Genomic DNA, 23,019 nt, shown 5'->3' on the forward strand with positions numbered 1-23,019 from the left:
GCTATCCCGCCGCCGTGCAGTCACTCCTCGGCCACCTTGTGGCGGGCTTTGAGCGCGTGCTCGGGAGCAATCTGGTCGGCATTTACCTACATGGTTCGCTGGTGCTGGGGTGCTTCAACTACCGCACCAGCGATGTCGATTTGTTGGTGGTGATCGAGCACCCATTGACGCCAGAAACGCACGAAGCATTGATCGCGCTGACGCTGCAGCTCGCGGCCGAGGCGCCGACCAAGGGTCTGGAGTTCAGCATCGTGCTGCGCGAACACGCCGCGCATTTCACCTACCCCACCCCGTTTCAGTTCCATTATGGATTAAACTGGCACGAGCGCTTTGTGGCTGGCGACGTCGACTATGGCGCGGATCCGCGCGATCCCGATCTTGCCGCGCACTTCACGATCACCAAGGCGCGCGGTCACTGCTTGTCTGGCGAACCGATCGCAGCGGTATTCGGGGACGTGCCCGACGGTGATTACTGGGCATCGATCCGCGCCGACGCCGCCGACATTCTCGACAATCTCGCTTATAACCCCGTATACAGTGTGCTCAATTTATGCCGAGTTCTGGCGTACCGCCAAGCCAAATTAATCGTCTCCAAAGCCGAAGGCGCGGCATGGGCACTTGAGCACATCCCCGCCATATATCACGCCCTCATCCAGCAAGCGCTCCACAGCTATACCGCTGAAATCGAGCCTGCTGTCGACGTGGAATGAGGCGGAACTGCGCCAGTTCGGCAGCTATGCCCGCGCTGTAATCTTCACATAGCCTGCGACATTCGATCCATTCGCGCGATTCTTCAATAATGAATATGCGTGCCCTTCTGACTAGACCTTAACGTCAACGCCAAGCCAATGCTGGTGTACACTGTAAGCAAGTTTGTCATCATGAGGTTCTATCGATTATGCGTAGGCTGATCTTTTTGGTGTTCGTACTGCTGCTCACCACAGCGCTCTACCCGGCCCTCACGCAGGAAGGCGAGTGCCCGGCATTCATTGCGACCGCGCTCGACCTGGCGCATGAAACCTGCGACGGCACCGAAACCAATTTCGCCTGTTATGGCCATGCCAGCCTGGAAGCGGAGCTGTTCTCTACGGCCAACAGCGTCGCGTTTGAACAGGCGGGCGATATGGTCGAATTGTCGGATCTGCGGTCACTGCGCCTAAGCGCGCTCGACACCGGTAATCAGCTCTGGGGGGTGTCACTGATGCGTGTGGCGGCGGTGCCGCAGCTCAATCAACCGCTCGAACCGCTCACCCTGCTGTTCTTCGGAGATGTATCCGTCGAAAACCGGGTCGCTGTACCTGTCGAATTCCCGGTGACAGTGGCGGGACGCCGCAATGTGAATATCCGCTTTGCGCCCAACGGCGATGCGGTCGTCCTCGGCACGCTGAGCAGTAGTGCGACCGCGCTGGCACAGGGGCGACTGGCCGACAACTCGTGGATCTACATCAAACAGGAGGCGACCGGGCTGACCGGGTGGGTCTCCGCAGCGGCGCTTCAGATGGATGGCGATCTGGAAGCGCTGCGCGTGGTCACAGCGTCCAATGCCTACTTTGCCCCAATGCAGGCGTTCTATCTCGAAACGACCAGCCCGACCGCTGCTCCGAAGTGCCGGACAGCGGTGTGCTCGTCCAAACGCCGGAAGGCGTGGCGGAGATCAGCGTGTGGATCAACGAGGTGAAAATCAGCCTCGGGTCGACAGCTTATGTGCGCGCCCAACCCGACGGCGACCTCACCGTCACCATGCTCGAAGGCCACGCCAATATCGAAACCTTCGGCGTGACGCAAACCGCTATCGCCGGAACCGAAGTGCTGGTATCGCTTGGTGCCGACGGTCTGCCGGATGCCGTTCCGGAACCACCGCGCGCGCTCACTCCCGAGGAAATCGCGAACCTCCCGGTGACCCTGCTCCCACGGGAAATTCCGCCCGTGCAGCCGGTCACCCCACCTCCGGCAAGTCAAGCAGGCGGCAGTGAAGCGAGTCAAGGCGGTGGCAATGGCAACCAGAATGATCCCTGCCCCGGCAACAGCTGCAATGCACCCGGTCAAACGGACTGCCCCGGCAACAGCTGCAACGCTCCCGGTCAAACGGACTGTCCCGGCAACAGCTGCAATGCGCCGGGTCAGGGTGGCAGCGGTAATGGGAACGGCAATGGCCAGGGCGGTGGCTAAGACAACTAGCCATCTCCGGTGTATAATGTGAACTGTCATACACATCACTCCATTCTAGAGCAACGCTCCGAACGCCCCGCACTGACGGGGCGTTCGCCTTTTTAGCCAACTGTGTAATATTCTGCAATCTAAACATGAATTGTAACAGTGAGAGGAGCTGGCTGAATGAAGCACCGCTGGATCGCCCTATTGTGCGCATTTACGCTGTTTGTGGTCACAGCAATTAGGGCGCAAGACAGTTACCCTCCGGAAGTGGATATCGCCATGGCTGACCTTAACACCCGCCTGGGAACCAATTATCGACTGGGAGCGCTGGTCAACTGGTACTGGGAGGAGCGCGTCTTCCCCGATGCGAGCATGGGCTGTCCTCTGCGGGGCGTCGACTATGCGCAAGTCGAAACAGGCGGGTTTGCGATCTTCCTCACGCTCGGCAGTCAGATCTACGAATACCGCGCGGCTATCAACAGTAACGCCGTCACATTTTGCGGGTCACAGCGTGCCCAACCGCAGCCAACGCCTGTGGGTCGCGCCACCCGCACGCCGGGCAACTGGGAGTACTCGGCGGTGCGCGGGCAGTATCACCCGGCGTTGGCATGGTCACCGACGGCAAGCTGGATCGCGGTCGCCGGAGCTACGAGCGATGCGACGGGCACAATCTATCTGTACGAGCCTGACGATTTGGACCTCACGCCCACGGAACTGACGTTTCCGCAGCCGGTCACGGCGCTCGACTTGTGGGCAGCCGCCAATGGCGTCTACCTCGTGACGGGTGGAGCAGGCGGAGCGCTCGGCCTGCTGCCAGCCGACCCCACCAGCGGCGCACTCATCGAGATGCGCACCGAAGCACTAACCACGCGTGTCAACGCGGTCAGCATCAGCCCGGATGGCAGCGTGATCGCCTCAGCCAACCTGGCCGCTGATCCCGCTGAATCGGCACGAATCAACTTATGGAACGCAACAAACGGCGAGTTGCTTACCAGCATCGATGCGCCTTCACCCATCACATCATTGGATTTTGGCGGCGCACTGCTGGCAGCGGGCACAGCGACTGGTCGTTTGCTGCTGGTAGACTACGCGACGGGCACCACCATCGCGGAAATCGGTCAAAGCGCCGCGGCGTCGGCGCTGGTCAGCTTTAGCCCGGATGGAATGACGCTCGCCGTTGCCATCGACACACAGGTGACGCTGTGGGATAGCACCGATCCCGCCAATATCAGCGCGCAGCAGACGTTCAGCGCTGATTACCCGATCCACACGCTGACGTTCAACCCCGACGGCACGCGGTTAGCCACAGCCGGTGGCGATGAGAACCTGCCGAGCGTCAGCGCCAGCGTGATTCGCGTGTGGGATGTCACTACCGGCGAAACTGCCGCGACCCTGCGTGCGCACACCAACACGGTGAACGGCATCGCTTACAGCCCGGACGGCACGCGCATGGCGTCGGTTAGCGCGGATGGGACGCTGCGCGTGTGGCGCTTTGGGCCAATCCCGTAAGCAGAGTGAGCGTTCGGCTCGTCCGTCGGAATCGGGCGAGCCATGACGGTTCAATGCCCGTGTTCGGCAAACTGCCAATTCAGACTCGCGGATTCCCCTGTTATCATCTGCTGTATCACCCGTCGCGGCACCCCAAAGCGAGGCAGCTATGCACAGGCAGTTCGACGGCACGCTGAAGCACCAGCACGACAAAGCGCACATTCCCCACTCATTCGCCGTTCCCGACGGGACGACAGCGATCAGCATCACGCTCGACTACACATGTGAGAGCCAAGCCGTTGTTCCGCCGCAGATCAGTCTGAGCCTGTTCGATCCGGCGGGGGCGCGCGGCACACGGCACAACAATGGCGATCAGTCGATTCGGCTCACGCAATCGACGGCTTCGCCGGGTTACATGCCAAGAGCGATCCGCCCTGGGGAATGGACCGTGTGGATCGATGTGCATCGCCTGCTGGAACCCGATGTGATGACCTACTCGATCAAGGTCGAGTTGAGCGCTGCGCCAACCGACGAGGCTCCGGTCGCCGTCACTCGGACACCCACGACACCGCGGGGTCGTGGGTGGTACCGCGGTGATTTGCACGCCCATTCGCTGCACTCCGACGCGCGCTTTGAAGTCGCGGAGTTGGTGCAGTTCGCCCGTGACTATCATCTCGACTTTGTGACGCTGACCGACCATAACACGGCCTCGGGTTTGGCCGAATTTGACAGCCTCGCCACCGATGATGTCCTGACGATGGGCGGCGTCGAACTCACGACTTACTATGGGCACGCGCTGGCACTCGGGGTGCGGGAATGGCAGGAATGGCGTGTGGGTCTGGAGGGCTTGACGATGTCGGAACTAGCGCGGCGCGTCATCGACGGCGGAGCGCTGTATGTGATCGCCCATCCGACGAGCGTCGGCGACCCGTGGTGCACAGGCTGTGACTGGCAGTTCGCCGACATGCAGCCCGGCAGCGCGCGACACATCGAAATCTGGAACGAATCGTGGGGCGGTATGGGCAGGAATGAGCACGCGCTGGCGCTCTGGTACCAATGGCTCAACGAAGGCTACCGGATGACGGCCACCGTTGGCACCGATCTGCATGCCCCGCTGACTGATCCGCGCCCCGGTTTCAATGTGGTCTATGCGGATGAGTTGAGCGAACAAGCAATTTACGCGGGGCTTCGGCAGGGGCATAGCTATGTCAGCGCGGGGCCACGTTTGGAATTCACGGCGACCAGTGATCGCGGTGCACAGGCCATGATGGGCGATGTGCTGGCAGGTGAAGTGCTTGACATCACGGTGATGTGGTCACAAGCGGAAATGGGCGCACGAGTGCGCTTGATCGAAGACGGGCAGATCGCAGACGAACAAGGGATTCCCGCTGAAGGTCAACGAGCATGGCGGCGGATCAGTGGTCGCTGGTATGTGATAGAAATCAGGGCTGCCGACGGTGATTTACTCGCGGCCACGAATCCAATTTTCCGGGGCACGGCTGCCGACTGGCGCTAGTCTTTGCGCATGACCAGGACGCGCACGCCAAACAGGCGCAACACGGTGGTCGGCGCAAGTTTGACTTTGAGCGCGGTCGGCGCGTCCTTCCAGCCAATCGTCTGGTAGCCAAAGCGCTGGTAGTAGGGTTCCATTTTGCTGGCGCACAGCAGATACAGCGGTCGGCGTGCGCGCGCCTCAAGGGCAGCGATGAGTGCGGCAGCAATACCGAGGCCGCGATACTCCCGCAACGTGATGAGGCTCCCCAGTTCCTGACAGCCGGGGTACTCTTTGACTTGCCCAATGCCGACGATCTGGCCGCCGACCTCGGCCACGAGGAAGCGTGACCAGTGCGTGCTGGTGGGGTCAAGCTGTTCCTGCCGGATGAGACGGCGAATGGTCGCCTGATCCTCGGCGGTCGCCGCCCGTATCGTGAAATCAGTCATGTTCGCCCCCGTGCGGAAAACAAAAACGCCTCGTCTGCACGAAGCGTTTTGAGAATGGGTGGGAGAAGGGACTTGAACCCTCGACCTCTTGTTCCACAGCTAACCGCTTTTGCGGATAGTCTGCCCCGTGACGCTTTCGAGCACGAAACCAAAATCGATTGTAGCAGATCCACCTATCAGTGAATTACCGCTTCGACTTCTTCTTGCCGCCGCTTTTCTTCTTGCGCATGAGTATCACCCCCTTTCAAAAGCCCAGACAATCAAATACGCAAGCCCAATACAGAACGAGAGCGCCACAACCACCGCTCCCCAACCGAGCATTAGTTCCCGCCGCATTCGCGCCACGTATTCCTTTGGAGCAACGCGCGCGATCAACTCTTTCTCTGCCTTAAGCCAAGCCGTAGTTGGAGTGAAGGCCATGCGCAACCAATCCCCGGTCTGCGCATCCGACAAGACATAGTATTCATCGTCCCAGCGATCGCGCGGCTGCAGCGGTGACTCGGTGACTTCGAACATTGAGGTGAACTCGTCATAGGTAAGGCCGCGGGCTTCGACTCGTTTGCGCAGCGCCTGCATCGTTCTGCGATCATCAGCTTCCACGAGCTTGGTGAGTGCCCATGTGAAGAGCGCCGTGATCCCTAGAATGACGGCGTTGCTCAGCACGATTGCGCCGAAGAATTTGACAAAGAACCAAAGCCAACCGATGGAGGCAAAAACTGGCAACTGGTACACGCCAATGTACGCACCAATCAGTACAGCGACACCAATCTGCATCTCAACAACCACAGACAGCCGCCAATCCGTGAGTCGCTCGAGCATGTAAAGCCGGGCAGCATGGTGAAGATCAATGCAAAGGCCAGCTCATCGCTGATCCTCGCGCCTTCTGGTTGCGTTTGAATCAACCAGATGAGCACGTAGTACCCAAAGGGCAACTACCATCCCCGTGAAGAGCGCAAAGTCCAGACGGTCAATCAACCAGCCCCAGTTGGGCTTAAAGCGCAAAGCCCACCCGAAATACGGATCAGACTGCAATGTTTTGAGACTTACCCCCATTCTTCACGTACCCTTCACTAAGCTGAATATCTGCCACGCAAACAGCAGCGAGCACGCCAGGCTGCTGAGTCCACCAACCCATGAGGCCATGTAATTCAGCGCGACCGCGCCGCGCTCGCTCACCATGAACAAGTTGATCGGACACGGGGACGGCCCGACGAACGACAGGTCACATGCTGGCACCGGACGCCCGCGAAACAATTCCTGACGCGCGCCCAGAGCATAAGCAGCCGCTTCATATTGACCGCTCCAGCGTTTTGACCAGCGTGCTCACCCGGCGGCGCATCTCCATCACCTGCAGGTCGTTGCGGTCGCGCAGCTCGCGGCCCAGCTCGCGCATCTGGGGCGCGTTGGGATCGAAGTTGTGGCTGTTGGTCATCCGACAGATCAGCGCGCTCAGCCGCTGGCGAAACTGGCGATCAACCTCGTGATGCTTCAGCAGCTTCACCAGCTCATCAATGCTATCGACCTTGTAGCGCTTCATGGCGACGGCAATGCCGCGCGGATCGCGCGCGCCCAGCCGGGCCAGCACGCGGGCTTCATCGGGTGACAGCCGCGCATACTCTCCGCTCAGCAATCCGCGGGGCAGCTTGGGGATGCGCTGGCGTGGCAGTACACGCCAGAGAATAGAATGCAGTTTACGTATCATCGGTTTCGTTACTCAGTGACCGGACATACACAAACAGGATGATCATGGAAAGCAGCACTAGCACGACAATCGCGGAGACCCTGGATCACCTGCGTGGGCGTAGAGCCAAAGCGATTCCACGCGCCGACAGCATCGTCTGCGAATTGCCAAACGTTCCATGTCGGCACATTGATCGGCGGCGCGACCGCTGCGGGCATAGGCGTAGGAGTGGGCGGAATAACCACAGCCATTGTTGACCTCGCTAAATGGGCAGTAACGAGCGGGCACGGCTGATGAGCCACACCACACCGCGGAAAATAAGCACAGCCACCCGGATAGTGAAATAGACACTGGTGATGATCACCAGCAAGGTGAAGACAGTTAGCACGAACGTTCCGAGCGGCGCGACGGTCGGACCAAGAAACTCATACATGGACGAACCGGAGAGCAGCCATCGGCCATACCCAAAAACGATACTGGTGTTGGCGCTGGCCAGCAACGGCACACCACCGGGCCGGCTGATGTCATCCGGCAGGTTGTTGACGTTGGCCGCTGTCGTAGCGAGAAAGTTATAAACATCACGCGCGGCACAACCGATTGACTGGTAGGCAGCGGCGTGATCGTCGGGATCGCCGTTGGCGGTGGCAGCACTTGAAGCAGAACTGCGAACAGGATATTACGCCACATCGGTTACGGTTTCTCCTCTGCGGACTAGCTTCATCACCAGCCGGGCAAAAAAGATGATCGACCAGATCACCTCGTCGACAACAAGAATGGGCACGATATAAGCGCCAGGAGTGCCGGGAGCAAGGAGCGTGTAATCAAGGATGTACCAGATCGCGCATAGGTCATGACTCATTGGCGCGCTGGCACACATGGGCAGGCCGGGGATTGGTACCGGTGCTGTGGTCAAGAAGCCGGAAAGCAGGAAATGATTAAGCCGATGATCTGGAATATCCACCCAAAGATGAGGGTGAAGAGTCGCACCGCGATCTGAATGACCAGCAGCACGATGTCGATCAGCTCGCGCAGCGCGTCCAAAATCGAATTAATGATGGCCAGCAGCGAAGCAAAAATCTTGAGGATGGAGCCGATCAGGTTCTGGAAAGTCAGATTCAGCCAGTTGATGAATTCTTGGAAGGTATTCTGAACCCAATTGAAGAAGCCACCAATGGCGTCCAAGATGGCCCATTCACCGTCATTCTCGCCGATGGGATTTCCCATCGGCACCGGGCGTCACGGCGGGATCTGGTGTGCTCGTCATGAACTTGGTGGGGGATGGAATCGGCGTCAGAGCCGTCGCCGTGATATAGGTAGGTGTCACGTTCATGGTGGGCGGTGGCGTGGTGGGCGTCGGGCTGGCTGCGTTTAGCGGCGTGCGGGTGGGCGTCGGGCTAGGGCCTGATGTGCGCGGAAATGGTGTAGATGTTGAAGCGGTCACAGCGGTGTCGAAGTACGCGTATCTGTTGGTGTTCGCGTATTGAGGCGCGTGCGTCGTTGGTGTTGATGTCGGAAGATCGCAATTATGCGCGCCAAAAGGTGAAACACCACCCGAATTACCACGAAATGTGATTGATTGAAAGTGTTATAGTAAGTTGGAGACGTCGGAACTGGATTGTTTTGGATACCAACCGTCAGCGTTCCGAGACTTTGAGTCCCTGACCATGTGTAAGTATGTAAGCCGCTTACGGTTGATGTTAAATAGAAGTTACTCCCATTATTGTTAAGGTAAACTGCTTTAGCAGTAACTGTCCGGGATGTCAGCATCGATAACCAGTTCAATTTGATTGACTGTGTGTGCTACAGCTTTAGTTATGCTTAGAACCTGATACGCAACCGAACTGATCGCAACCCAACTGGTTCTCCAACCTGTACCAGATAGATAGTTGCCATAGGTAGATGGTGATAATGTGAAACCGCCATTTGAAGCTGTGAAATCGAAACGATAGCACCACGGGCCCGAGGGCGTCGCGCTGGGGCCGGGCGTGTTGGACGGTGTAAACGTCTCGGTTGGTAGCGGTGTTTCGGTTGGCAGCGGCGTCTCAGTCGGTAGTGTTGTCCTTGTTGGTTGGAGTGTTGGTACGGTGAATTGTGTACTGGTCGGCGTAGGGGTTGGTTGGCCACAATCATTTTCGGGTGCAAACGGATTCGGATCATACCCCTGAATTTCAACGGACTTTAGCGCCAGCGTGTTCTGGGCCGCCAAGGTAATATTCATCTGCGTTCCAGCTAGCCCAGCATCATTCGGCGCCAGATCAACCGTAGCCTCTGTCAGCGCGTTGGGCAGCGTTTCAACCTGATAATCCCCAGCTTGGGTAATCTCAAAGATGTTCCCAACGAACGCGACATCGATATCGCCAGTGATGCCAGCGCCACGCGCAACCGTGACTCTGACCAATGCTGGCGCAACCAAACGATCATGAACGTAGCTAAATGAGAGATAGCCGTCGACGTTGGTGACAATTCCCACGCCATTGGTTTGTGTACCGGCGGAAATACTCACGCCTTCTGTCCCCGATGTGAAGTCGAAGACATAGCACCAGTCTTCACTGATGACCGGCCCTGGCGCGCATGAGGCGATCAGCAGCGCAAACAAAATGAGCGCGAAAGACAGGCTGTACTTCATTGCGTCGCCTCGGGAGTGGGAGTCTGCGTGGGCGTGGCGGTGGGCGCGTCGCACTGAATAACAGATGTCAGATAGGGAGTCACCGCGTCCCATGACTGATAGATGATGAGCTGATACAGCCCGGGCACGTTCACCCAGGCCGGCGCGCTGGCGTTCGCAAACCCACCTGTACCTAACTCGGGGTATTGCCAGAACCCATTTGCGGCGATCAGTTCGCCTTGGCGGATCTCCCACAGCGCGAGCTGGAGCGGCGCGCCGTAGTTTTGAATGGCGAACGATGGATAGTGATCAATGCACGTTGCGCCAATTGCTACCAGTGCCGGCGGCAACGTGGCTGTGAACGTGGGGGTTAGGCTGGGCGTCTCGCTGGGCGTCCAAGTCGGCGACGGCGTGAACGTCTCAGTATATGTGGCCGTGGGCGTAGCGGTCGGAATTTCTGTCGCTGTTTCCGTGGCCGTGTAGGTAAACGTTGGGCTTGGCGTGACAGTGTAAGTCTCCGTTGGTGTTGCCGACGGGGCGAACGTCGCCGTGACAATAATGATCTGCGGCGGCTCGGTGTTGATGACGATAGGCGGCATTGAGGTAGGCTGCACCTGCGGCGGTGCAACCGTGGGCTGGAGCGGCTGCGCGGCTACAGGCGCAGCGGTATTGAGCCGAAGCGGTGGCAGTGGGGTAGCAGTCGGCAGATTGGTTGGAGGAAGCGTTGGCTGCTCCAGGTACATCCAATCTCCAACCTCATCGGTTGTTTCAGGCGTACCGCGTCGCCAAAGTAATGGAAATGGCGTAAGTGTGGGCGTCTGGAGATCGCACCATGCGCGCGGGCTGGGACGCGTCGCCGTGGGCGTCGGGCTGGGTGTGCCAGTCTCCAAATAAACCGCGGTGCCGGTTAAGCTCCAAGCATCCAACGTAACCTGGATTGGTGTAGCGCTGGGCGTCGGGCTGGGCGTTAGGAACCAGCAATAATCTGGGCTTGGTGTTGGGCTGGCGGTCATAGTTGCTGTACTAACTGCAATCGCAGTGCCGGTCAGGCTCCAACCGTCCAAGGTAGCAGTTGGTGCTGGGCTAGGCGTTTCAGTCGGAGGGAGTGTCTGTGAAGCGGTGGGAGATGCGGTCATGATCACCGCTTCAGAGTTCACCGTGTTTGGCTGTTGCTGCCCAGAGGCAAACCGCGCAAGCACACCGATCAGCAGCACAACCACGCCAATGCCCAAAGCGCTAAAGCCAACCACGCGCAAACAGCCTTTATTCTCGCGTGGTGGGAGCCGATCAAGTTCCTCTTGGTAGCCAGGCGGAACCATGTGAATCGGCGCGCGCTGGGCGAACGGATTGAGATTCATGGCAGCCCTAGAACAACGGGCAGAATAAAGACCAAAGCAATTAGGCAAGCCGTGGTGACAGCTATGCTCCAAGCACGGACCCGTTTCACGCCCGACAGGCTGAATATCGCTTGCACACCACGGTACAACAGGAAGACGAACGCACCGAAGGAAAGCAACACAAACAGCACGGGCACAAGCAGTGCCAGTACGAACATCCCAAGGATGACGGTTGCAACCAAAACCGATTTATCGCGTACAAGAAGCAAAGCTGCTGTGAACACTTTTCCCCCTTAACCAGCAGTGCCGGCACTGGCGATGCCGGCACCGCTGAAGCCCACACTAACGGACGCCTGAGCCGCCGCGAAACGCTTTGATGATTTGCGCGCCGATGAAGGTCAGGATGGCCAGCGCGATCGAGATCGCCACGCCGACGAAGATCACGTCGTCCAGCGAGGTCGTCCAGTTGTTCACCTGCGTGAAGAGGGCGTTCGTATCAATGGTGATCGGCACAGGCGTCTGGGCAAGCATCTGCTTGACCTGAACAGCGAGCGCCATGACGAGCGTAACGAATACGCCCAGAAGCTGGGCGCGCCGGGCGGCCACCCACATGGCCGCGTTATTCATCTGGGTTTGCAGTGCGAGGAGCATTGGACTTTGTGTCCTTTTCAAAGTTAACGAGGTCACGAAACGTAAGGAGAGCTGCCGACACAATCAGCAAAGCGATAGTGATCCCGGCGGATGCCATCGCTGATTGTCCAAAGACGTGCGCAGCAAACTGCGCGTAGGTCGAGTCATTCATTCAGGCTGTCCAGTCACCCCGCGGATCAGGCGGACGCCCACGACAAACGCCCAGAGCACTCGCTCGAACACGAATAAGCCCCCAAGCATCACCGTGAGCGGGAAAGCCAAACTGTAAATCACCTCCATCTCTCAGCGGCTCCTGTAGCGCAGATACAGCACGAACAGACCGAAGAAGAACATGCCCCAGAGCGTATAGAGCAGCCACGTCAGCACGTCGCCGATGTACTTTTCTCCCGCGGTGATCGTGTAATCGAACCGCGTTGCTTGACCGGGGGTCAGTCGACGCGGGCGCGATCGTCGCATAAATGGCTGTATCGGGCGTGGGCGTAACCGTCGGGATGTCTGTCGCTGTCGCCGTAGGCGTGGGCGTATCTTGCGCGTGGGCAGGCGCGATAAAGAACAGCAGTACGAACAGCAGACCAATAACTCTGAGCATGTTTCCCCCTTAAGTAAGAGAGTAACAGAGTAGGAGAGTCACTTGTTGCACAACATTTGTGCAGTAACTTTGTTGCACAACCATTGTGCAATAAAATAAGAGGAGATGGTTATAGCATCGAGGCAAGGATCATGCGGTCATTCATCGTGATAGCGGACATGCACATCAGAGACGAACGAGTCCTTGAGTTCATCAAAGGCGAAGCTAAAGAGCACGGTGGAAGAGCGCGGCTGACCCATGACGCGATCGCAGAGAAGTTTGGCTGTCATCGCAACACAGTGCTGGCCATCACTAATCGCCTCAGTGTTGCTGGCATGATTCGCGTGGATCGCTCAGCAAAGCGCGGCGGGTATATTTACGAGGTCGAATGAATTCACCGGTCGAACTAGATGATGCGCTACCCAAGCCGGGCGAGCCGCTCACGCCGGCAATCGACCCGGCGAACTTGGCCGTGCTGGAGGAGGATCTCGAAGAGCGCAAACGCCGGCTATCTGGCAAGCTGAGCAAGCGCGACCTGTCCCGGCTGCGCAAGCGATACCATCAGTTATGGCAACACCTCACTCGCGTTCACTGGAATGACCTGATCATCGAACGCTGGCAGCTTCACCAAAAATACCAGGAACTGAAATTCGAGTATCAGCAGGCTAAGACCAAAGCCAAGCGCGAGCGTATTGGCGCGCAGGCACAACCGATCCACGCCCGCGGTCGTGAGCTGAATGCAGAGATTCGCAAGCATCAGGCGCTGGCAGACGAATTCGAGAATATCAAGAATCGTCTGACAACTCACCAAGCGGTTATTCAGTGGGAACGCGAAGAGGCGGAGAACTACAAAGCCTTCAAGCGTGAAGCGCGTGTCTGGGAAGATCAGATCAAGGCAGCACTCAGGCAGACGCGGCGCTGCCATCACGCGGGCTATGATGAGCAGAATCGCTGGTTCTGCCACATCCCCAAAATCCAAGATATCGTCTTCAAACCTGACAAAGTACTTTTTCAGATTGCCATCTCTGAGCAGAACATCTTCGGTAAGTGGCGATCAGCGCTGCCTTACAATGTCGACATCACGGCGCTCGCCAGCACCGAAACGCTCGAAAATCTGAAAGGCCATACCAACCGCGTGGTATCGGTTGTACGTGGGGAAAAGGGACAAAACTTTTTCTACGCTGTCAACCGCCCAGACTCACCCGACGGCATCCCGAAACGTGTCCTGTACGCCAAAGTGATGCCGTGGTACCCGGTCGATGACCACGCCAAAACACCGTGGCCCGCCGGCGTCACTGCGGACCGCAAAACCAAATGGTACACGTTGGAGGAAGTGCCGCACACGCTGATCGTCGGCACAACCAAGAGCGGCAAAAGTAACCAAGTCAATCAGATGATCGCGACGTTTGCGACCATGAACAGCCCGCGCGAGCTGCGCATGATATTGATTGACAACAAAGGTGGGATGGAGTTCACCCACTGGAAGAAGCTCAAACATCTTGCGCGTCCCATGATCAAGAATATCGACGACGTGCTGCCAACGCTGGAATGGTTGAACAGAATCATGAAGCGGCGCATCACGGCGCACGAGGCGATCATGGCCAAGACGCTGGAGAAGTACAACTCCAAAGTCACGCCAGAGTCCCGGTTGCCCCGGATTGTCATCATCATTGACGAGCTGGCCACGCTCATGGGCATGGGCGCGCTGACCACAGAAATCCAGAATGCGCTGCGCGACATTGCCTCACAGGGGCGCGCGGTCGGCATTCACCTGGTCGTCTGTACACAGCACGTCAACGCTGAAATGCTGCCTGGCTGGATTCAGACGAACATGACCATGCGCATCGCCGGCTACATCCCCGGCATTCAGGCGAGCTTTGCCATGATCGGCAGTACCAGCGCTGCGCAGATCCCGCAGGATGTCATCGGGCGGCTGGTGTTTGCTCAGGGGCGTATGGAGACAATTTGCCAATCACCCTACATCAGCGATGAAGAGATCGCCGACTCGGTGGTCATTGCCAACAAATACCCCGATCCCGACAACCGTGAATTCGAAGTTTCGCCCGCGGGCGAAGATGACGAGCTGCCCGCCGTGCTGCAGCCCGTCGAAAAGTTCACCAGGTACGATCTAATCAAAGTTGCGCTCGAGCAGTTCGAAGGTCGCCTACCAGCGAAGCGCATTCACGAGGTTCTGGGGAATGAGGTTGTTCCCCGGCGACGACTGGAAAAGCTCGTTGCTGAAATCACCTCAGAGAGCCGGTGGGTCTTCGAAGGCACCACTTACGATGTGGTCAGAGACGGTAAGACCTACGCATTGCGCAAGGCTACGCAATTCCACACCGATCAGGGAACTGGCGACTCTACGATTGGCGGTGGAATTGATGATGGAGATCCGGAAGATGCCGATGAGATCGAAGCAGAAAAGGAGCTCGCAGGTGCAACCGATTGAAGTGGATTTGAACACTGTCTTTGACGCAATGAACACATTGAATTGCCTGCCTATCGGCTTGGTTGTTTCGGCTATCTCTATAGGCATTGCGATTGTAAATCGTGTCGCCAGCGAAGTGATGCACGCAATGAAATATGGGCTCGAGTCGCCCGCCATGATCGAGGTTGAGCCCATGCCGGCAAAACATCAGGAAGACGAAGCGTCCGAATTCTATATCGGTCACGGCTTTGTGATGACTGACGACGGCGAAATTGAGCCGCTGGATCTGTTCAAATGAAAGCTGAAACACACATCGCCGTGGGCGCGCTGGTCGGAGCTGCCATCGTCTCACAGACAAGCGGCTCACAGTTGGACACTGACGACTTGATCATCTTCCTGCTCAGTGTGTTCGGCGCGCTGCTACCCGACATTGACCACGAGGCCAGCATGATCAGCCGGCGCGCCGGCCCGCTCGCCTTGCCCTTTCGACTCGTGTCACACCGCGGCGTAACGCATTCGTTGGCAGCGATCGCGCTGCTCTACTTCGGATTGACCAAGCTGGGCGCGCCACAATTGATCGTGATCGCGCTGCTGGCCGGTTATGCCAGTCACATTGCGGCTGACATGCTCACGGTGCAGGGTGTTGAGCTGCTCTGGCCAGTGTGCTGGCGTGTACGACTCCTGCCTAAGCTGCTCTGTATCAGCACGGGTGGTGTGGGTGAACACGTCTATGCCGTCGTCACCTTCCTACTCCTGCTCGTCATTGGCGTGCCGCTGGTGATACGATGAGACGTGGCGAACAGCGCATTCTCGTGGGAGGAACGATCAGCGCGCTGGGCTTCTCCGTGGCCGCGCTGGTTGTGCGCGACATTGACATCTGGTTGCTGATCGTCGAAGTCATTCTTGGGCTACTGCTGATCGTCTGGTTGCAGCTCATCTTCATGATGATCGAACGGAATGACCGAAATGAATAAGCGCAAGCTCGCCATTGTCTTCAGCGGTTGCGCATTGATGGCTGTTGGTATCTGGACACTCGATACAGCCCGCGCTGATCAGTTTGTGCGCTGCGCTGGAGCGGCGGTCTTTGTGGCTGCTGGAATGCTATTGGCTGTATATGGAGGAAACTAAAGATGGAAGTTCTGGCATCCCGGGGGGGCGGATTTGGAGCGTGGTCTATGGCGTCGGGTTATGTTGGCGCATTCAGCCCGGGGCGTGCGGGGGGCCGCTTTTTATGGGGCGGGTTTTTTTCCGGGGGCGGGGGGGGGGAAGGGGGGGGGGTGGGGAAAGGGGGTTTTGGGCCCGTTTATCGACATTTGGCAGGACTACAAAGCCGGGAAATTGTTCAGCAAATAGCCTATGCAAATGACCATTTGCGAAAGTAATCCGATGATCTATTCACCACGCGAAAACTTCCAAGCTTGGGTTAAACAGTTAATCGTCGACTGTCTTTTGTCAGTTGTCGTACTCACCTTGACAATGGCCTTCGCATATTGGGTTAGGACATCTCCAGTACTTTCACCGTTCTGGGTGTGGTTCGATCAGACCTTCGGTTGGTTATTCGATCATGGTGATTGCCGGATGTGTCTATGATGAGCAGTGAAAGGAATCCTGATGCAACAGATGTTTGAACTCCTGGTTATCCTGGCGTGTGTGCTTTTTGGCTTGAAAACGATTTTCGAAATTACCTATCGCATCATTGACAGCTTTCGCGGAGATGGTCTCGTCGACGTCGACATGCTGTATAACGACGACTTCGAACCTGAGCCCGCTCCAGCGCCAATCAGCGATCCGCAAATGCAGATCATCCGGATGATCGACGATGAGCTACCCAGAGACATGCCGCCGGTCGAGCGCTTCATGCTCGCCATGTCGATCGAAGAGCAGATTGAAGCGGCTCTCATCCAACATCTGTCAAAGGAGCAAGCGTGAACCTTATCCGGATACAACTATTGGGCTTGGCCTTCTCCGCTGGCATGTTGATCATCGTGTCTGCGAATGGGGATTTTGGAACGTTCTTCGGTGGCGTCTTTTTTACGGGGACGGTCATCTCCGCTATCGAGTTAGTAAACTCTCTCTCAGACTTACAAAAGGTGCACCATGATCAAGCTGGCTGAACACATCCCCACCCTCGAGCGGTTGGATCTGACCCAGAAGACGCTCTCAGAAATGGCGAACGACACGGGTTTCAGTATTGCGCATCCGGAGCAGATCAACGAGACGTTCCGGATGGTCGTGGCCGCGCTCGAAGTTTATGTAGAGTGGGTGAAGAACGAAGAGCACCCGGTCGACGAAGAGCTGCAGGCCGGCGACGTCGTGTATGCGCGGACGCTCGTCAACGCCAACCTGTTGGCCGCGCTTGAGCGGTTCAACACCTACCACAATCCGGACAGCGCCTATATCGTCGCCCACGTGTCGGGTGCGCAGATATGCCTCACTCAGCCGGAGTCTGACTGGACCAGCAGCTACTATCCCATGGCGCTATTCACCAAGAGCGACAAGCAGTTCAGGTAGTAGATTACAGGTGGAAAATTCCCCACCTGCCCTAATCCGTGCGTCTGATGCCTTTTGGTTTTCCTCGGTGGACTCTTTCCCCAAACACGTTGTATGTTGGCTGCTGGAGATTGCGACCGTCGCGAATGCTGCCCGGATGATCGCTCCAGATGTGCCGATTAGGATCGGGCGCAGTCGGTGCTAGGTCTTCCCTCGTTGACTCGCGGCGACGGCGCGACGCCCTAACTACTTGCGCCACGTCGTGCACATCCCCTTCTATGCTGAGCAGTAGATCAATCGCCTTTGCAACACCGTAGGTGAGCAGCATAGGCACAACTCCGCCTATGATCGATCCGGCGACAATATACGCTACCTGTAACCAATTGTTCGATGAACTAAGCCAAAAACCTAAATTACTGGCTGTCTTCAATACCACTTCGAATACAAACACAAGGACCGCTGTCAATTTGAGCAAGACGCTGATTAGGTGTAGTTGGGAACGTGTTGACATGCTACAGCAATTGCTCCAACAGTTTCACAGCCAATTCGCGCCGGTCTTCAGGTAGTTGATCCACGATATACGCGGCTCGCTCTGCTTGCTCGCTATGCAGCGAATTCTCGGTAGGATAACCAGCAATCCTCAGGAGTTCAGTTTCAGTGACTTTCAACACTCGTGCGAGCGCGCGTAGGAAATGAGGCTCTTTAAGTGGTGGATCATTTCTGCCATTTTCCCAATGCGATACAGCAGCTCGCGTAATGCTGACCCCTTCAAGTTGGAGCTTAGCGGCTAATTCATCCTGTGTATCAATCCCTACAGCCTCGCGGCGTTGCCTCAGCCAACTCGTCTTCATAGTTATTCGGTTTGCTTTTCGTTTAGTAACTGATACAAAGCATATCAATTAGTTGACAAGTTATTGATACATGATGTACTCTATTCTGCAACAGATTGTTGCTGTGAGGTCATATGGAACGAAAACGGAACAGAACCAAAAAGCAGATGGAAGCGCGGCTGCCTGTTACACCTTGTAGCGCGCAGACACGGGATCGGATGGTCGAAGTAGCAGAGAAGTCAGGGATCAGCTTGGCAGAAGCGCAGCGCCGGGCATTCGATCTTTTTTTGTCCAAGTACGATACAAAGCGTATCACTAATGGACACAAGTTGGAGCAACACCCGTGATCAACTTTTCGCGCGACTGGCCCGGTCAAGTCCTGGCTGTTCTGTTCATGCTGGTGTGGCTGCCCATTTTCGGCGCGCTGGTGCTTGTACTGTTCTGTGTTCGCTGGATTGCGTATCAGCTTGACCGGGCAGAAATTCGCCTGCTGTTCGCGCTGCTGCTCGTGGCGCTGTTCTTGCTGGTCAGCGCGCTGATCGGCGTGCAGCTCCCACTGGAGACGCTGGTACTGCTCTCCCCCGCTGTGCTCGCCCTGTATGTTTTCCTGTCGGTACTTGCCGACCTAACCAAAAGTGAGGAAGAAGATGGAACGCGATAAGCAGTTGATTGAAGCTCTGATTCAGGCACTCACCTTCGTGCGTGATTGCGTCGACGAACAGCACACCGAAGCGGTTGAGCGGCTCAAAGAAGCCATGCTGCCCAAGGCGCTGGAGTTGTGCGGCTTCAGCTTCGATCCCAAGTCGCCCGCCTATGTGGAACTTGTCGATGACTTCGGCGACGAAGTGACGCTGCAGGTGAAGTCGGCATGACCGCCACAACCACGGAACCTAACGATGTGCCCATTGAGGAAGTCATGCGCACCCTGACCGAAGGGACGCGCTGCCTCACGCCGCATCCGGATACCGGCGCGCTGGAGCTGTCCCAGCATGGTCACGACGTGGCGCGCCAACTCATTCGGGAAAAGCTGGACTGCTACTTCGAATACGAGAAGTGGCTGAGCGCACGGCTCAACCCGGCCACGGCGATGATCCGGCTGCTGACCAACTACACGAGCAAAGCCCTCGCCATGAAGGACGAAGCGGCGCTATTCATCCTTAAGCCCAAGATGCGTTACTCACGAGACGGTCAGCCGCGCCCACCGATCGTGCCGTGGGGTGAGTAGATGCGCCAGACTGCCAAATACACGGCGGGGATCACCCTCGCCCGGTCACAGGGTGCCAGCGTGCGCGCGGGCGTCACGTCCCACGAGGCGCTGTATGACACGCTGGAAGCCAAAGGTTATTGGTGGGACTCGGATGCGCAGAAATGGACCGATGCGCCCAAGCCGAGCACCAGCGTGTTCGCCGATGACGGCGCGGGCGATATCCCGTCGGGCGTGGTCAAGCTGCGCGTGATGACGCATCCCAACGAGTCCGACCCCACGGTGAAGCGGCTGCGCGAGCTGCTCGAAGACGACGGCTTCGAAGCGTTGGAGCTGTCCAAGCAATACGAAAATCGCAGAGGGATTGGCGTGAGGGTCTACCTCACTGTATTGAAAAGGAGATCGTAGTTGGCAACACATCAGATCGTCAGTATGACCGCCGGGGAAACGTCCGGCTCAAGTCCCCCATGTGGCGCTGTCGCACACTGGACGGGGAAAAGGTCAACGTGTTCAAGCACGCCGACGAAAGCAAGAACACCTTCGCCCTCTTCGAAGCAGCGGGCTATGCGGCCACCATGCTGGCACTGACGCCCGGCGACGAGCTGACCTGGGAGAACTCCCCGGTTGGCGTGACGCTCCAGCGCACGCCCGACGGTAAATGGTGGAACGTGATCGGCGTGGATGCCATGCCCGCCGGCGCGCTGCCCGATCCGCAATTCATCCCCGATCCGGAACTGTATCGCAGCATGGCCAGCGAGCAAGCCTCTGCCCTGCTCTATCCGCTTATTGACACGGTGATCTGGGATACCGAAACCAACGACGTGGGCAGCAAAGCAGAAATCGTGAGCATTGCCATTGTGCACTGCAGCGGTGAAGTCCTGGTCAATACACTAGTCCGCCCTGAGCATCCGGAGAAGCTCTTGCAGAACGGTTCCGGATTGGTGAACGGTCTGACGCCTGAAGCGCTGGCGACTGCCCCGACCCTACCGGAAGTCTGGCCGCAGATCTGCGGCGCGCTGGATAACAGCAACTGGGTGATCTACAACGCCAAATTCGATGCGCCACTGCTCGAGCGCGAATGTGTCAAGCACGGCCTGCGACCGCCCTATCCCGTCGGCACGACGTGCGCAATGGAACTGGCCGCCAAATTCAATGGGGAATGGGACAAGGCTCGCCAGCAGCATACGCCGAAGAAGCTGAGCGAGATCGCGGAAGCGCTGGGCGTGGAAGTCGTCGATGCCCACAACGCGCTGGGCGACGCACTCACGACGTTGGCCGTACTCAAGGCCATCGCCGCGCAGAGCGAGGAAGAGCCGAGCTGATGCGCGATACCAAGGTGATCTGTGATGGCTGTGGCAAACCGATCCACGCCATGACGAACGCGGGCTTCGTACCGCGTTTCCACGGTGCCCGGTGCCGCAAGCTCTATAAGCGGCGCATGGCGCGCTGGCTGCGTAAGTAGGAGTCGCTCAGACGATGGCCGTCGTCTAAGCGACCAACACTCACCCATAACGGAAAACGGGTGCCCATAGTTTACCAGACGGGGCACCCGCATCAATCACACGACAGGGAGTAAGTGGTTATGAAAATAGTAAAGGAATTATCCAGCCCGTGTCAACCACTTGGGAGCAACCGATCATGATGCTCTCAACTGCGGACAAGGTGCTCCAAGCGCTGCAGGCGTTTGGGATCAAGGAAGAAGGCAAAGGCAAGTATCGGCTGAACTCTCCGCTGCGACCGGGCTCGAACAGCCATGCGTTCACCGTGACCATCGACGATGGCGAGCATGGTGCCTACCATGATTTCGTCAGTGGGGATCACGGCTCGCTCTACGATCTGGCGAAGGCCCTCAACATTGAAATCGAGCGGGTACAGGTCGACGACACCAAGCGCAAGTATCGCGATCTCCTGGACTATGCCAACGCCCATGGCATCGGCGCTGATGTGCTCATCAAGGCGGGCTGGAAACAGGTGGTCAAGGACAACCGCCCTGCTCTGTTGTTCAAGACGGCAACCGGCGACCGCTGGCGCTTCTTGGACGGTGAGAAGCCAGTGTACAAGTCATCGCCGGGTTACAAGAAGTGCTGGTACGGTGTGCAGCGCGCGCTGGCCAATCATGACAAGGATCAACCGCTCATCATCTGCAACGGGGAGATCAGCACGGTCGTTGCGCAGCACTACGGCATGGCCGCCATGTGTGTCACCAGCGGTGAAGGTAAGCTGCCAGATGACTTGCTGCGTGAGTTAATCAGCAAGATCTGGGTGACGCCCGGCGAAACACAGATCCTAGTCGCGCTGGATTGCGACGTGAAGGGACGCATGGCCGCCATGCAGATTCAGTCCCAGCTCGTGCTCGTGGGCTTCACCCAAGCGCGGGCGGTCGATCTCATGCTGGGCGACAAAGGCGACCTAGCTGACTTCTGCAAACTGCATGAGGATAAGGCAGCCGCGGCGATCATCGCCCTGCCCTCGCTCGTCACCAAGGATGACGACGATGCCTTCGACGATGAAGACTTCGAGATCATCGACATCACCCAGTTTCGCGATCTTCCCCCGGTGGAATGGATCATTGATGGGGAAATCCCCAAGCGCGGCTTCGTCACTATCTTTGGCGAGTCGAATGTGGGGAAATCTTTCATCGCGCTGGATTACGCGCTGCGCATCGCGCGCAATGAGCTGGTGCTGTACGTCGCGCTCGAAGGCGAGAGCGGCATCCCGCTGCGCGTGTTTGGCTGGTGCAAGCATCACCACGTCCACCCGGAAAACCTGAAGTTCAAAATGCTGGTGGGCTACGTATCGTTCTTTGACGGCGAAGACATGAAGCGCTTCATCGATGCCATCAATCCACTGAAGCCCTACCTCATCGTCGTCGATACCTTCGGCTTGGTCATGGGCAGCGGTGACGAGAACAGCGCCGGCCATGTCAACATGGTCATGAAGGCCACGCGCCGCATTCAGAACAAACTCGGGTGCACCATCATCTTCATCCACCACACGAACAAAGGCGGTGTGCAGGAACGCGGCTCCGGCGCGCTGCGCGGGCGTATGGACACGATGATCCAAGTGCTGCCCGACGATGACTTGATCCGCGTTGAAAACAGCAAGTCGCGCGATACCAAGACATTCGTACCCAAGTCGATCAAGCTGCTGCCCGTGCAAGTCGACGATATGGGCGAAACGCTGGTACCGATCGACGCTGCGCAGTATGTGCGTGACGAGGATGCCATCACTCCGGACCAGCACAAGATCCTGACGGTGCTCGCCATGTCCGCCAACCGTGAAGGCCTGCCCCAGCGCGAGCTGGCCGAACTGGCCCGCATCACCTACGGGCGGACGGTCCGCGCGCTCTCCAACCTCGTCGACAAGGAACTGATCGACCCGCCGAAGAAGCGTGGGCAGCATCACCGCGTCAACAACGACGGGCGCAAGGCGATAGGGTTGACTCCAATCGACGATGACAAGGACGACGAAGAGGATGATGGATCACAAACGGGGCTTGGATCGCCCGCCAAAAAAGCCGCGTGATCCAAGAATCTCCGCTCGTGGATCGCATGGATCGCATGGATCGCCCGATTCTGCTGACTCCACCAAATTGACTCCATTTCCAAACGGGGGTGATCCACGCGATCCAAGCGATCCAAG

35 protein-coding genes are annotated in these 23,019 nt (G+C 57.7%); 21 read left to right on the plus strand and 14 right to left on the minus strand.

Annotated features, from left to right (window positions below; all coding sequences use genetic code 11):
- The first annotated feature begins 14 nt into the window (after positions 1–14).
- The 5 genes from IPK17_RS01485 (at position 15) to IPK17_RS01505 (ending at position 5,158) form a co-directional block, all read left to right on the plus strand.
- Positions 15–710 carry an aminoglycoside adenylyltransferase domain-containing protein gene (locus tag IPK17_RS01485; protein ID WP_343415899.1) on the plus strand — a complete coding sequence of 232 codons (696 nt, stop codon included), beginning with the start codon at positions 15–17 and terminating at the stop codon, positions 708–710.
- Positions 711–898: 188 nt separating this feature from the next.
- Positions 899–1,678, plus strand: a complete 780-nt coding sequence (locus tag IPK17_RS01490; protein ID WP_343415900.1) for an SH3 domain-containing protein — start codon at positions 899–901, stop codon at positions 1,676–1,678.
- The gene (locus tag IPK17_RS01495) at positions 1,621–2,169 is read left to right on the plus strand and encodes a hypothetical protein (RefSeq protein ID WP_343415901.1); all 549 of its coding nucleotides are present in this window, start codon (positions 1,621–1,623) and stop codon (positions 2,167–2,169) included. Before IPK17_RS01490 ends, IPK17_RS01495 begins: the two co-directional genes overlap by 58 nt.
- A gap of 264 nt (positions 2,170–2,433) precedes the next feature.
- Positions 2,434–3,663: a WD40 repeat domain-containing protein gene (locus tag IPK17_RS01500; RefSeq protein ID WP_343415902.1), complete on the plus strand. Its 1,230-nt coding sequence runs from the start codon at positions 2,434–2,436 to the stop codon at positions 3,661–3,663.
- Between the two features lie 148 nt (positions 3,664–3,811).
- Complete coding sequence (locus IPK17_RS01505) at positions 3,812–5,158, plus strand: CehA/McbA family metallohydrolase (protein ID WP_343415903.1); 1,347 nt, start codon at positions 3,812–3,814, stop codon at positions 5,156–5,158.
- Here the strand turns inward: IPK17_RS01505 and IPK17_RS01510 are convergent.
- The 7 genes from IPK17_RS01510 to IPK17_RS01540 form a co-directional block, all read right to left on the minus strand.
- Positions 5,155–5,583 carry a GNAT family N-acetyltransferase gene (locus IPK17_RS01510; RefSeq protein ID WP_343415904.1) on the minus strand — a complete coding sequence of 143 codons (429 nt, stop codon included), beginning with the start codon at positions 5,581–5,583 and terminating at the stop codon, positions 5,155–5,157. The two genes, IPK17_RS01505 and IPK17_RS01510, sit on opposite strands and share 4 nt — an antisense overlap.
- A gap of 234 nt (positions 5,584–5,817) precedes the next feature.
- Complete coding sequence (locus IPK17_RS01515; RefSeq protein ID WP_343415905.1) at positions 5,818–6,357, minus strand: hypothetical protein; 540 nt, start codon at positions 6,355–6,357, stop codon at positions 5,818–5,820.
- A 282-nt stretch (positions 6,358–6,639) separates the two neighbouring features.
- Positions 6,640–6,819, minus strand: coding sequence for a hypothetical protein (locus IPK17_RS01520; RefSeq protein WP_343415906.1), 180 nt, complete (start codon positions 6,817–6,819; stop codon positions 6,640–6,642).
- 52 nt (positions 6,820–6,871) lie between these two features.
- The gene (locus IPK17_RS01525; protein WP_343415907.1) at positions 6,872–7,285 is read right to left on the minus strand and encodes a hypothetical protein; all 414 of its coding nucleotides are present in this window, start codon (positions 7,283–7,285) and stop codon (positions 6,872–6,874) included.
- A gap of 8 nt (positions 7,286–7,293) precedes the next feature.
- Positions 7,294–7,515 (minus strand): hypothetical protein, encoded by a 222-nt coding sequence (locus tag IPK17_RS01530; protein ID WP_343415908.1) that lies wholly within the window; start codon positions 7,513–7,515, stop codon positions 7,294–7,296.
- An 11-nt stretch (positions 7,516–7,526) separates the two neighbouring features.
- Positions 7,527–7,763 (minus strand): hypothetical protein, encoded by a 237-nt coding sequence (locus tag IPK17_RS01535; RefSeq protein ID WP_343415909.1) that lies wholly within the window; start codon positions 7,761–7,763, stop codon positions 7,527–7,529.
- A 410-nt stretch (positions 7,764–8,173) separates the two neighbouring features.
- On the minus strand, positions 8,174–8,488 hold the full coding sequence (locus IPK17_RS01540; RefSeq protein ID WP_343415910.1) for a hypothetical protein: 315 nt from the start codon (positions 8,486–8,488) through the stop codon (positions 8,174–8,176).
- 104 nt (positions 8,489–8,592) lie between these two features.
- Between IPK17_RS01540 and IPK17_RS01545 the strand changes: the two genes are divergently transcribed.
- Positions 8,593–8,748 carry a hypothetical protein gene (locus IPK17_RS01545; protein ID WP_343415911.1) on the plus strand — a complete coding sequence of 52 codons (156 nt, stop codon included), beginning with the start codon at positions 8,593–8,595 and terminating at the stop codon, positions 8,746–8,748.
- Positions 8,749–9,002: 254 nt separating this feature from the next.
- On the opposite strand, the gene IPK17_RS01550 is transcribed toward IPK17_RS01545, so the two are convergent.
- The 6 genes from IPK17_RS01550 to IPK17_RS01575 form a co-directional block, all read right to left on the minus strand.
- Entirely contained in the window at positions 9,003–9,890 is an 888-nt protein-coding gene (locus IPK17_RS01550; protein ID WP_343415912.1) for a hypothetical protein, read from the minus strand.
- Complete coding sequence (locus IPK17_RS01555) at positions 9,887–10,612, minus strand: hypothetical protein (protein WP_343415913.1); 726 nt, start codon at positions 10,610–10,612, stop codon at positions 9,887–9,889. The genes IPK17_RS01550 and IPK17_RS01555 overlap by 4 nt, the downstream gene beginning before the upstream one ends.
- 611 nt (positions 10,613–11,223) lie before the next feature.
- Positions 11,224–11,490: a hypothetical protein gene (locus IPK17_RS01560; protein ID WP_343415914.1), complete on the minus strand. Its 267-nt coding sequence runs from the start codon at positions 11,488–11,490 to the stop codon at positions 11,224–11,226.
- A gap of 58 nt (positions 11,491–11,548) precedes the next feature.
- On the minus strand, positions 11,549–11,857 hold the full coding sequence (locus tag IPK17_RS01565; protein ID WP_343415915.1) for a hypothetical protein: 309 nt from the start codon (positions 11,855–11,857) through the stop codon (positions 11,549–11,551).
- Positions 11,858–12,004: 147 nt separating this feature from the next.
- On the minus strand, positions 12,005–12,136 hold the full coding sequence (locus IPK17_RS01570; RefSeq protein ID WP_343415916.1) for a hypothetical protein: 132 nt from the start codon (positions 12,134–12,136) through the stop codon (positions 12,005–12,007).
- Between the two features lie 3 nt (positions 12,137–12,139).
- Positions 12,140–12,313: a hypothetical protein gene (locus IPK17_RS01575; protein WP_343415917.1), complete on the minus strand. Its 174-nt coding sequence runs from the start codon at positions 12,311–12,313 to the stop codon at positions 12,140–12,142.
- 264 nt (positions 12,314–12,577) lie between these two features.
- On the opposite strand from IPK17_RS01575, the gene IPK17_RS01580 reads away from it, so the two are divergent.
- The 8 genes from IPK17_RS01580 to IPK17_RS01615 all read left to right on the plus strand — a co-directional run bounded on the left by IPK17_RS01580 (position 12,578) and on the right by IPK17_RS01615 (position 17,364).
- Entirely contained in the window at positions 12,578–12,817 is a 240-nt protein-coding gene (locus IPK17_RS01580; RefSeq protein WP_343415918.1) for a LexA family transcriptional regulator, read from the plus strand.
- On the plus strand, positions 12,814–14,874 hold the full coding sequence (locus IPK17_RS01585) for an FtsK/SpoIIIE domain-containing protein (RefSeq protein WP_343415919.1): 2,061 nt from the start codon (positions 12,814–12,816) through the stop codon (positions 14,872–14,874). The genes IPK17_RS01580 and IPK17_RS01585 overlap by 4 nt, the downstream gene beginning before the upstream one ends.
- Positions 14,861–15,151 carry a hypothetical protein gene (locus IPK17_RS01590; RefSeq protein WP_343415920.1) on the plus strand — a complete coding sequence of 97 codons (291 nt, stop codon included), beginning with the start codon at positions 14,861–14,863 and terminating at the stop codon, positions 15,149–15,151. Before IPK17_RS01585 ends, IPK17_RS01590 begins: the two co-directional genes overlap by 14 nt.
- A complete protein-coding gene (locus IPK17_RS01595; RefSeq protein ID WP_343415921.1) occupies positions 15,148–15,642 on the plus strand; it encodes a metal-dependent hydrolase in 495 nt (164 codons plus the stop codon). Before IPK17_RS01590 ends, IPK17_RS01595 begins: the two co-directional genes overlap by 4 nt.
- Positions 15,639–15,827 (plus strand): hypothetical protein, encoded by a 189-nt coding sequence (locus IPK17_RS01600; protein ID WP_343415922.1) that lies wholly within the window; start codon positions 15,639–15,641, stop codon positions 15,825–15,827. Before IPK17_RS01595 ends, IPK17_RS01600 begins: the two co-directional genes overlap by 4 nt.
- Positions 15,820–15,981 (plus strand): hypothetical protein, encoded by a 162-nt coding sequence (locus tag IPK17_RS01605; RefSeq protein ID WP_343415923.1) that lies wholly within the window; start codon positions 15,820–15,822, stop codon positions 15,979–15,981. Before IPK17_RS01600 ends, IPK17_RS01605 begins: the two co-directional genes overlap by 8 nt.
- Positions 15,982–16,464: 483 nt before the next feature.
- A complete protein-coding gene (locus IPK17_RS01610) occupies positions 16,465–16,782 on the plus strand; it encodes a hypothetical protein (RefSeq protein ID WP_343415924.1) in 318 nt (105 codons plus the stop codon).
- Positions 16,783–16,950: 168 nt separating this feature from the next.
- Positions 16,951–17,364 (plus strand): hypothetical protein, encoded by a 414-nt coding sequence (locus IPK17_RS01615; protein WP_343415925.1) that lies wholly within the window; start codon positions 16,951–16,953, stop codon positions 17,362–17,364.
- A gap of 491 nt (positions 17,365–17,855) precedes the next feature.
- Here IPK17_RS01615 and IPK17_RS01620 read toward each other — a convergent pair whose 3' ends face one another.
- The gene (locus IPK17_RS01620; protein WP_343415926.1) at positions 17,856–18,194 is read right to left on the minus strand and encodes a helix-turn-helix domain-containing protein; all 339 of its coding nucleotides are present in this window, start codon (positions 18,192–18,194) and stop codon (positions 17,856–17,858) included.
- Positions 18,195–18,516: 322 nt separating this feature from the next.
- On the opposite strand from IPK17_RS01620, the gene IPK17_RS01625 reads away from it, so the two are divergent.
- The 7 genes from IPK17_RS01625 (at position 18,517) to IPK17_RS01655 (ending at position 22,902) form a co-directional block, all read left to right on the plus strand.
- A complete protein-coding gene (locus IPK17_RS01625) occupies positions 18,517–18,834 on the plus strand; it encodes a hypothetical protein (RefSeq protein ID WP_343415927.1) in 318 nt (105 codons plus the stop codon).
- A complete protein-coding gene (locus IPK17_RS01630) occupies positions 18,821–19,045 on the plus strand; it encodes a hypothetical protein (RefSeq protein WP_343415928.1) in 225 nt (74 codons plus the stop codon). The genes IPK17_RS01625 and IPK17_RS01630 overlap by 14 nt, the downstream gene beginning before the upstream one ends.
- Positions 19,042–19,398: a hypothetical protein gene (locus tag IPK17_RS01635; protein WP_343415929.1), complete on the plus strand. Its 357-nt coding sequence runs from the start codon at positions 19,042–19,044 to the stop codon at positions 19,396–19,398. The genes IPK17_RS01630 and IPK17_RS01635 overlap by 4 nt, the downstream gene beginning before the upstream one ends.
- Entirely contained in the window at positions 19,399–19,785 is a 387-nt protein-coding gene (locus tag IPK17_RS01640; RefSeq protein ID WP_343415930.1) for a hypothetical protein, read from the plus strand.
- Between the two features lie 59 nt (positions 19,786–19,844).
- A complete protein-coding gene (locus tag IPK17_RS01645) occupies positions 19,845–20,699 on the plus strand; it encodes a 3'-5' exonuclease (RefSeq protein ID WP_343415931.1) in 855 nt (284 codons plus the stop codon).
- Positions 20,699–20,839, plus strand: a complete 141-nt coding sequence (locus tag IPK17_RS01650; protein ID WP_343415932.1) for a hypothetical protein — start codon at positions 20,699–20,701, stop codon at positions 20,837–20,839. Before IPK17_RS01645 ends, IPK17_RS01650 begins: the two co-directional genes overlap by 1 nt.
- A gap of 176 nt (positions 20,840–21,015) precedes the next feature.
- On the plus strand, positions 21,016–22,902 hold the full coding sequence (locus IPK17_RS01655; RefSeq protein ID WP_343415933.1) for an AAA family ATPase: 1,887 nt from the start codon (positions 21,016–21,018) through the stop codon (positions 22,900–22,902).
- Positions 22,903–23,019: the final 117 nt, after the last annotated feature.

The organism is Candidatus Flexifilum breve, assembly GCF_016713355.1.

Excerpts from the sequence above, each read along its gene's own strand:
- IPK17_RS01490 (WP_343415900.1), top strand. The coding sequence starts at position 899 with ATGCGTAGGCTGATCTTTTTGGTGTTCGTACTGCTGCTCACCACAGCG.
- IPK17_RS01500 (WP_343415902.1), top strand. The coding sequence starts at position 2,434 with ATGGCTGACCTTAACACCCGCCTGGGAACCAATTATCGACTGGGAGCG.
- IPK17_RS01505 (WP_343415903.1), top strand. The coding sequence starts at position 3,812 with ATGCACAGGCAGTTCGACGGCACGCTGAAGCACCAGCACGACAAAGCG.
- IPK17_RS01510 (WP_343415904.1), bottom strand. The coding sequence starts at position 5,583 with ATGACTGATTTCACGATACGGGCGGCGACCGCCGAGGATCAGGCGACC.
- IPK17_RS01515 (WP_343415905.1), bottom strand. The coding sequence starts at position 6,357 with ATGCAGATTGGTGTCGCTGTACTGATTGGTGCGTACATTGGCGTGTAC.
- IPK17_RS01525 (WP_343415907.1), bottom strand. The coding sequence starts at position 7,285 with ATGATACGTAAACTGCATTCTATTCTCTGGCGTGTACTGCCACGCCAG.
- IPK17_RS01530 (WP_343415908.1), bottom strand. The coding sequence starts at position 7,515 with ATGGCTGTGGTTATTCCGCCCACTCCTACGCCTATGCCCGCAGCGGTC.
- IPK17_RS01540 (WP_343415910.1), bottom strand. The coding sequence starts at position 8,488 with ATGGGAAATCCCATCGGCGAGAATGACGGTGAATGGGCCATCTTGGAC.
- IPK17_RS01545 (WP_343415911.1), top strand. The coding sequence starts at position 8,593 with ATGGTGGGCGGTGGCGTGGTGGGCGTCGGGCTGGCTGCGTTTAGCGGC.
- IPK17_RS01550 (WP_343415912.1), bottom strand. The coding sequence starts at position 9,890 with ATGAAGTACAGCCTGTCTTTCGCGCTCATTTTGTTTGCGCTGCTGATC.
- IPK17_RS01555 (WP_343415913.1), bottom strand. The coding sequence starts at position 10,612 with ATGTACCTGGAGCAGCCAACGCTTCCTCCAACCAATCTGCCGACTGCT.
- IPK17_RS01565 (WP_343415915.1), bottom strand. The coding sequence starts at position 11,857 with ATGCTCCTCGCACTGCAAACCCAGATGAATAACGCGGCCATGTGGGTG.
- IPK17_RS01570 (WP_343415916.1), bottom strand. The coding sequence starts at position 12,136 with ATGGAGGTGATTTACAGTTTGGCTTTCCCGCTCACGGTGATGCTTGGG.
- IPK17_RS01575 (WP_343415917.1), bottom strand. The coding sequence starts at position 12,313 with ATGCGACGATCGCGCCCGCGTCGACTGACCCCCGGTCAAGCAACGCGG.
- IPK17_RS01580 (WP_343415918.1), top strand. The coding sequence starts at position 12,578 with ATGCGGTCATTCATCGTGATAGCGGACATGCACATCAGAGACGAACGA.
- IPK17_RS01585 (WP_343415919.1), top strand. The coding sequence starts at position 12,814 with ATGAATTCACCGGTCGAACTAGATGATGCGCTACCCAAGCCGGGCGAG.
- IPK17_RS01595 (WP_343415921.1), top strand. The coding sequence starts at position 15,148 with ATGAAAGCTGAAACACACATCGCCGTGGGCGCGCTGGTCGGAGCTGCC.
- IPK17_RS01600 (WP_343415922.1), top strand. The coding sequence starts at position 15,639 with ATGAGACGTGGCGAACAGCGCATTCTCGTGGGAGGAACGATCAGCGCG.
- IPK17_RS01605 (WP_343415923.1), top strand. The coding sequence starts at position 15,820 with ATGAATAAGCGCAAGCTCGCCATTGTCTTCAGCGGTTGCGCATTGATG.
- IPK17_RS01610 (WP_343415924.1), top strand. The coding sequence starts at position 16,465 with ATGCAACAGATGTTTGAACTCCTGGTTATCCTGGCGTGTGTGCTTTTT.
- IPK17_RS01615 (WP_343415925.1), top strand. The coding sequence starts at position 16,951 with ATGATCAAGCTGGCTGAACACATCCCCACCCTCGAGCGGTTGGATCTG.
- IPK17_RS01620 (WP_343415926.1), bottom strand. The coding sequence starts at position 18,194 with ATGAAGACGAGTTGGCTGAGGCAACGCCGCGAGGCTGTAGGGATTGAT.
- IPK17_RS01630 (WP_343415928.1), top strand. The coding sequence starts at position 18,821 with ATGGAACGCGATAAGCAGTTGATTGAAGCTCTGATTCAGGCACTCACC.
- IPK17_RS01635 (WP_343415929.1), top strand. The coding sequence starts at position 19,042 with ATGACCGCCACAACCACGGAACCTAACGATGTGCCCATTGAGGAAGTC.
- IPK17_RS01640 (WP_343415930.1), top strand. The coding sequence starts at position 19,399 with ATGCGCCAGACTGCCAAATACACGGCGGGGATCACCCTCGCCCGGTCA.
- IPK17_RS01645 (WP_343415931.1), top strand. The coding sequence starts at position 19,845 with ATGTGGCGCTGTCGCACACTGGACGGGGAAAAGGTCAACGTGTTCAAG.
- IPK17_RS01650 (WP_343415932.1), top strand. The coding sequence starts at position 20,699 with ATGCGCGATACCAAGGTGATCTGTGATGGCTGTGGCAAACCGATCCAC.
- IPK17_RS01655 (WP_343415933.1), top strand. The coding sequence starts at position 21,016 with ATGATGCTCTCAACTGCGGACAAGGTGCTCCAAGCGCTGCAGGCGTTT.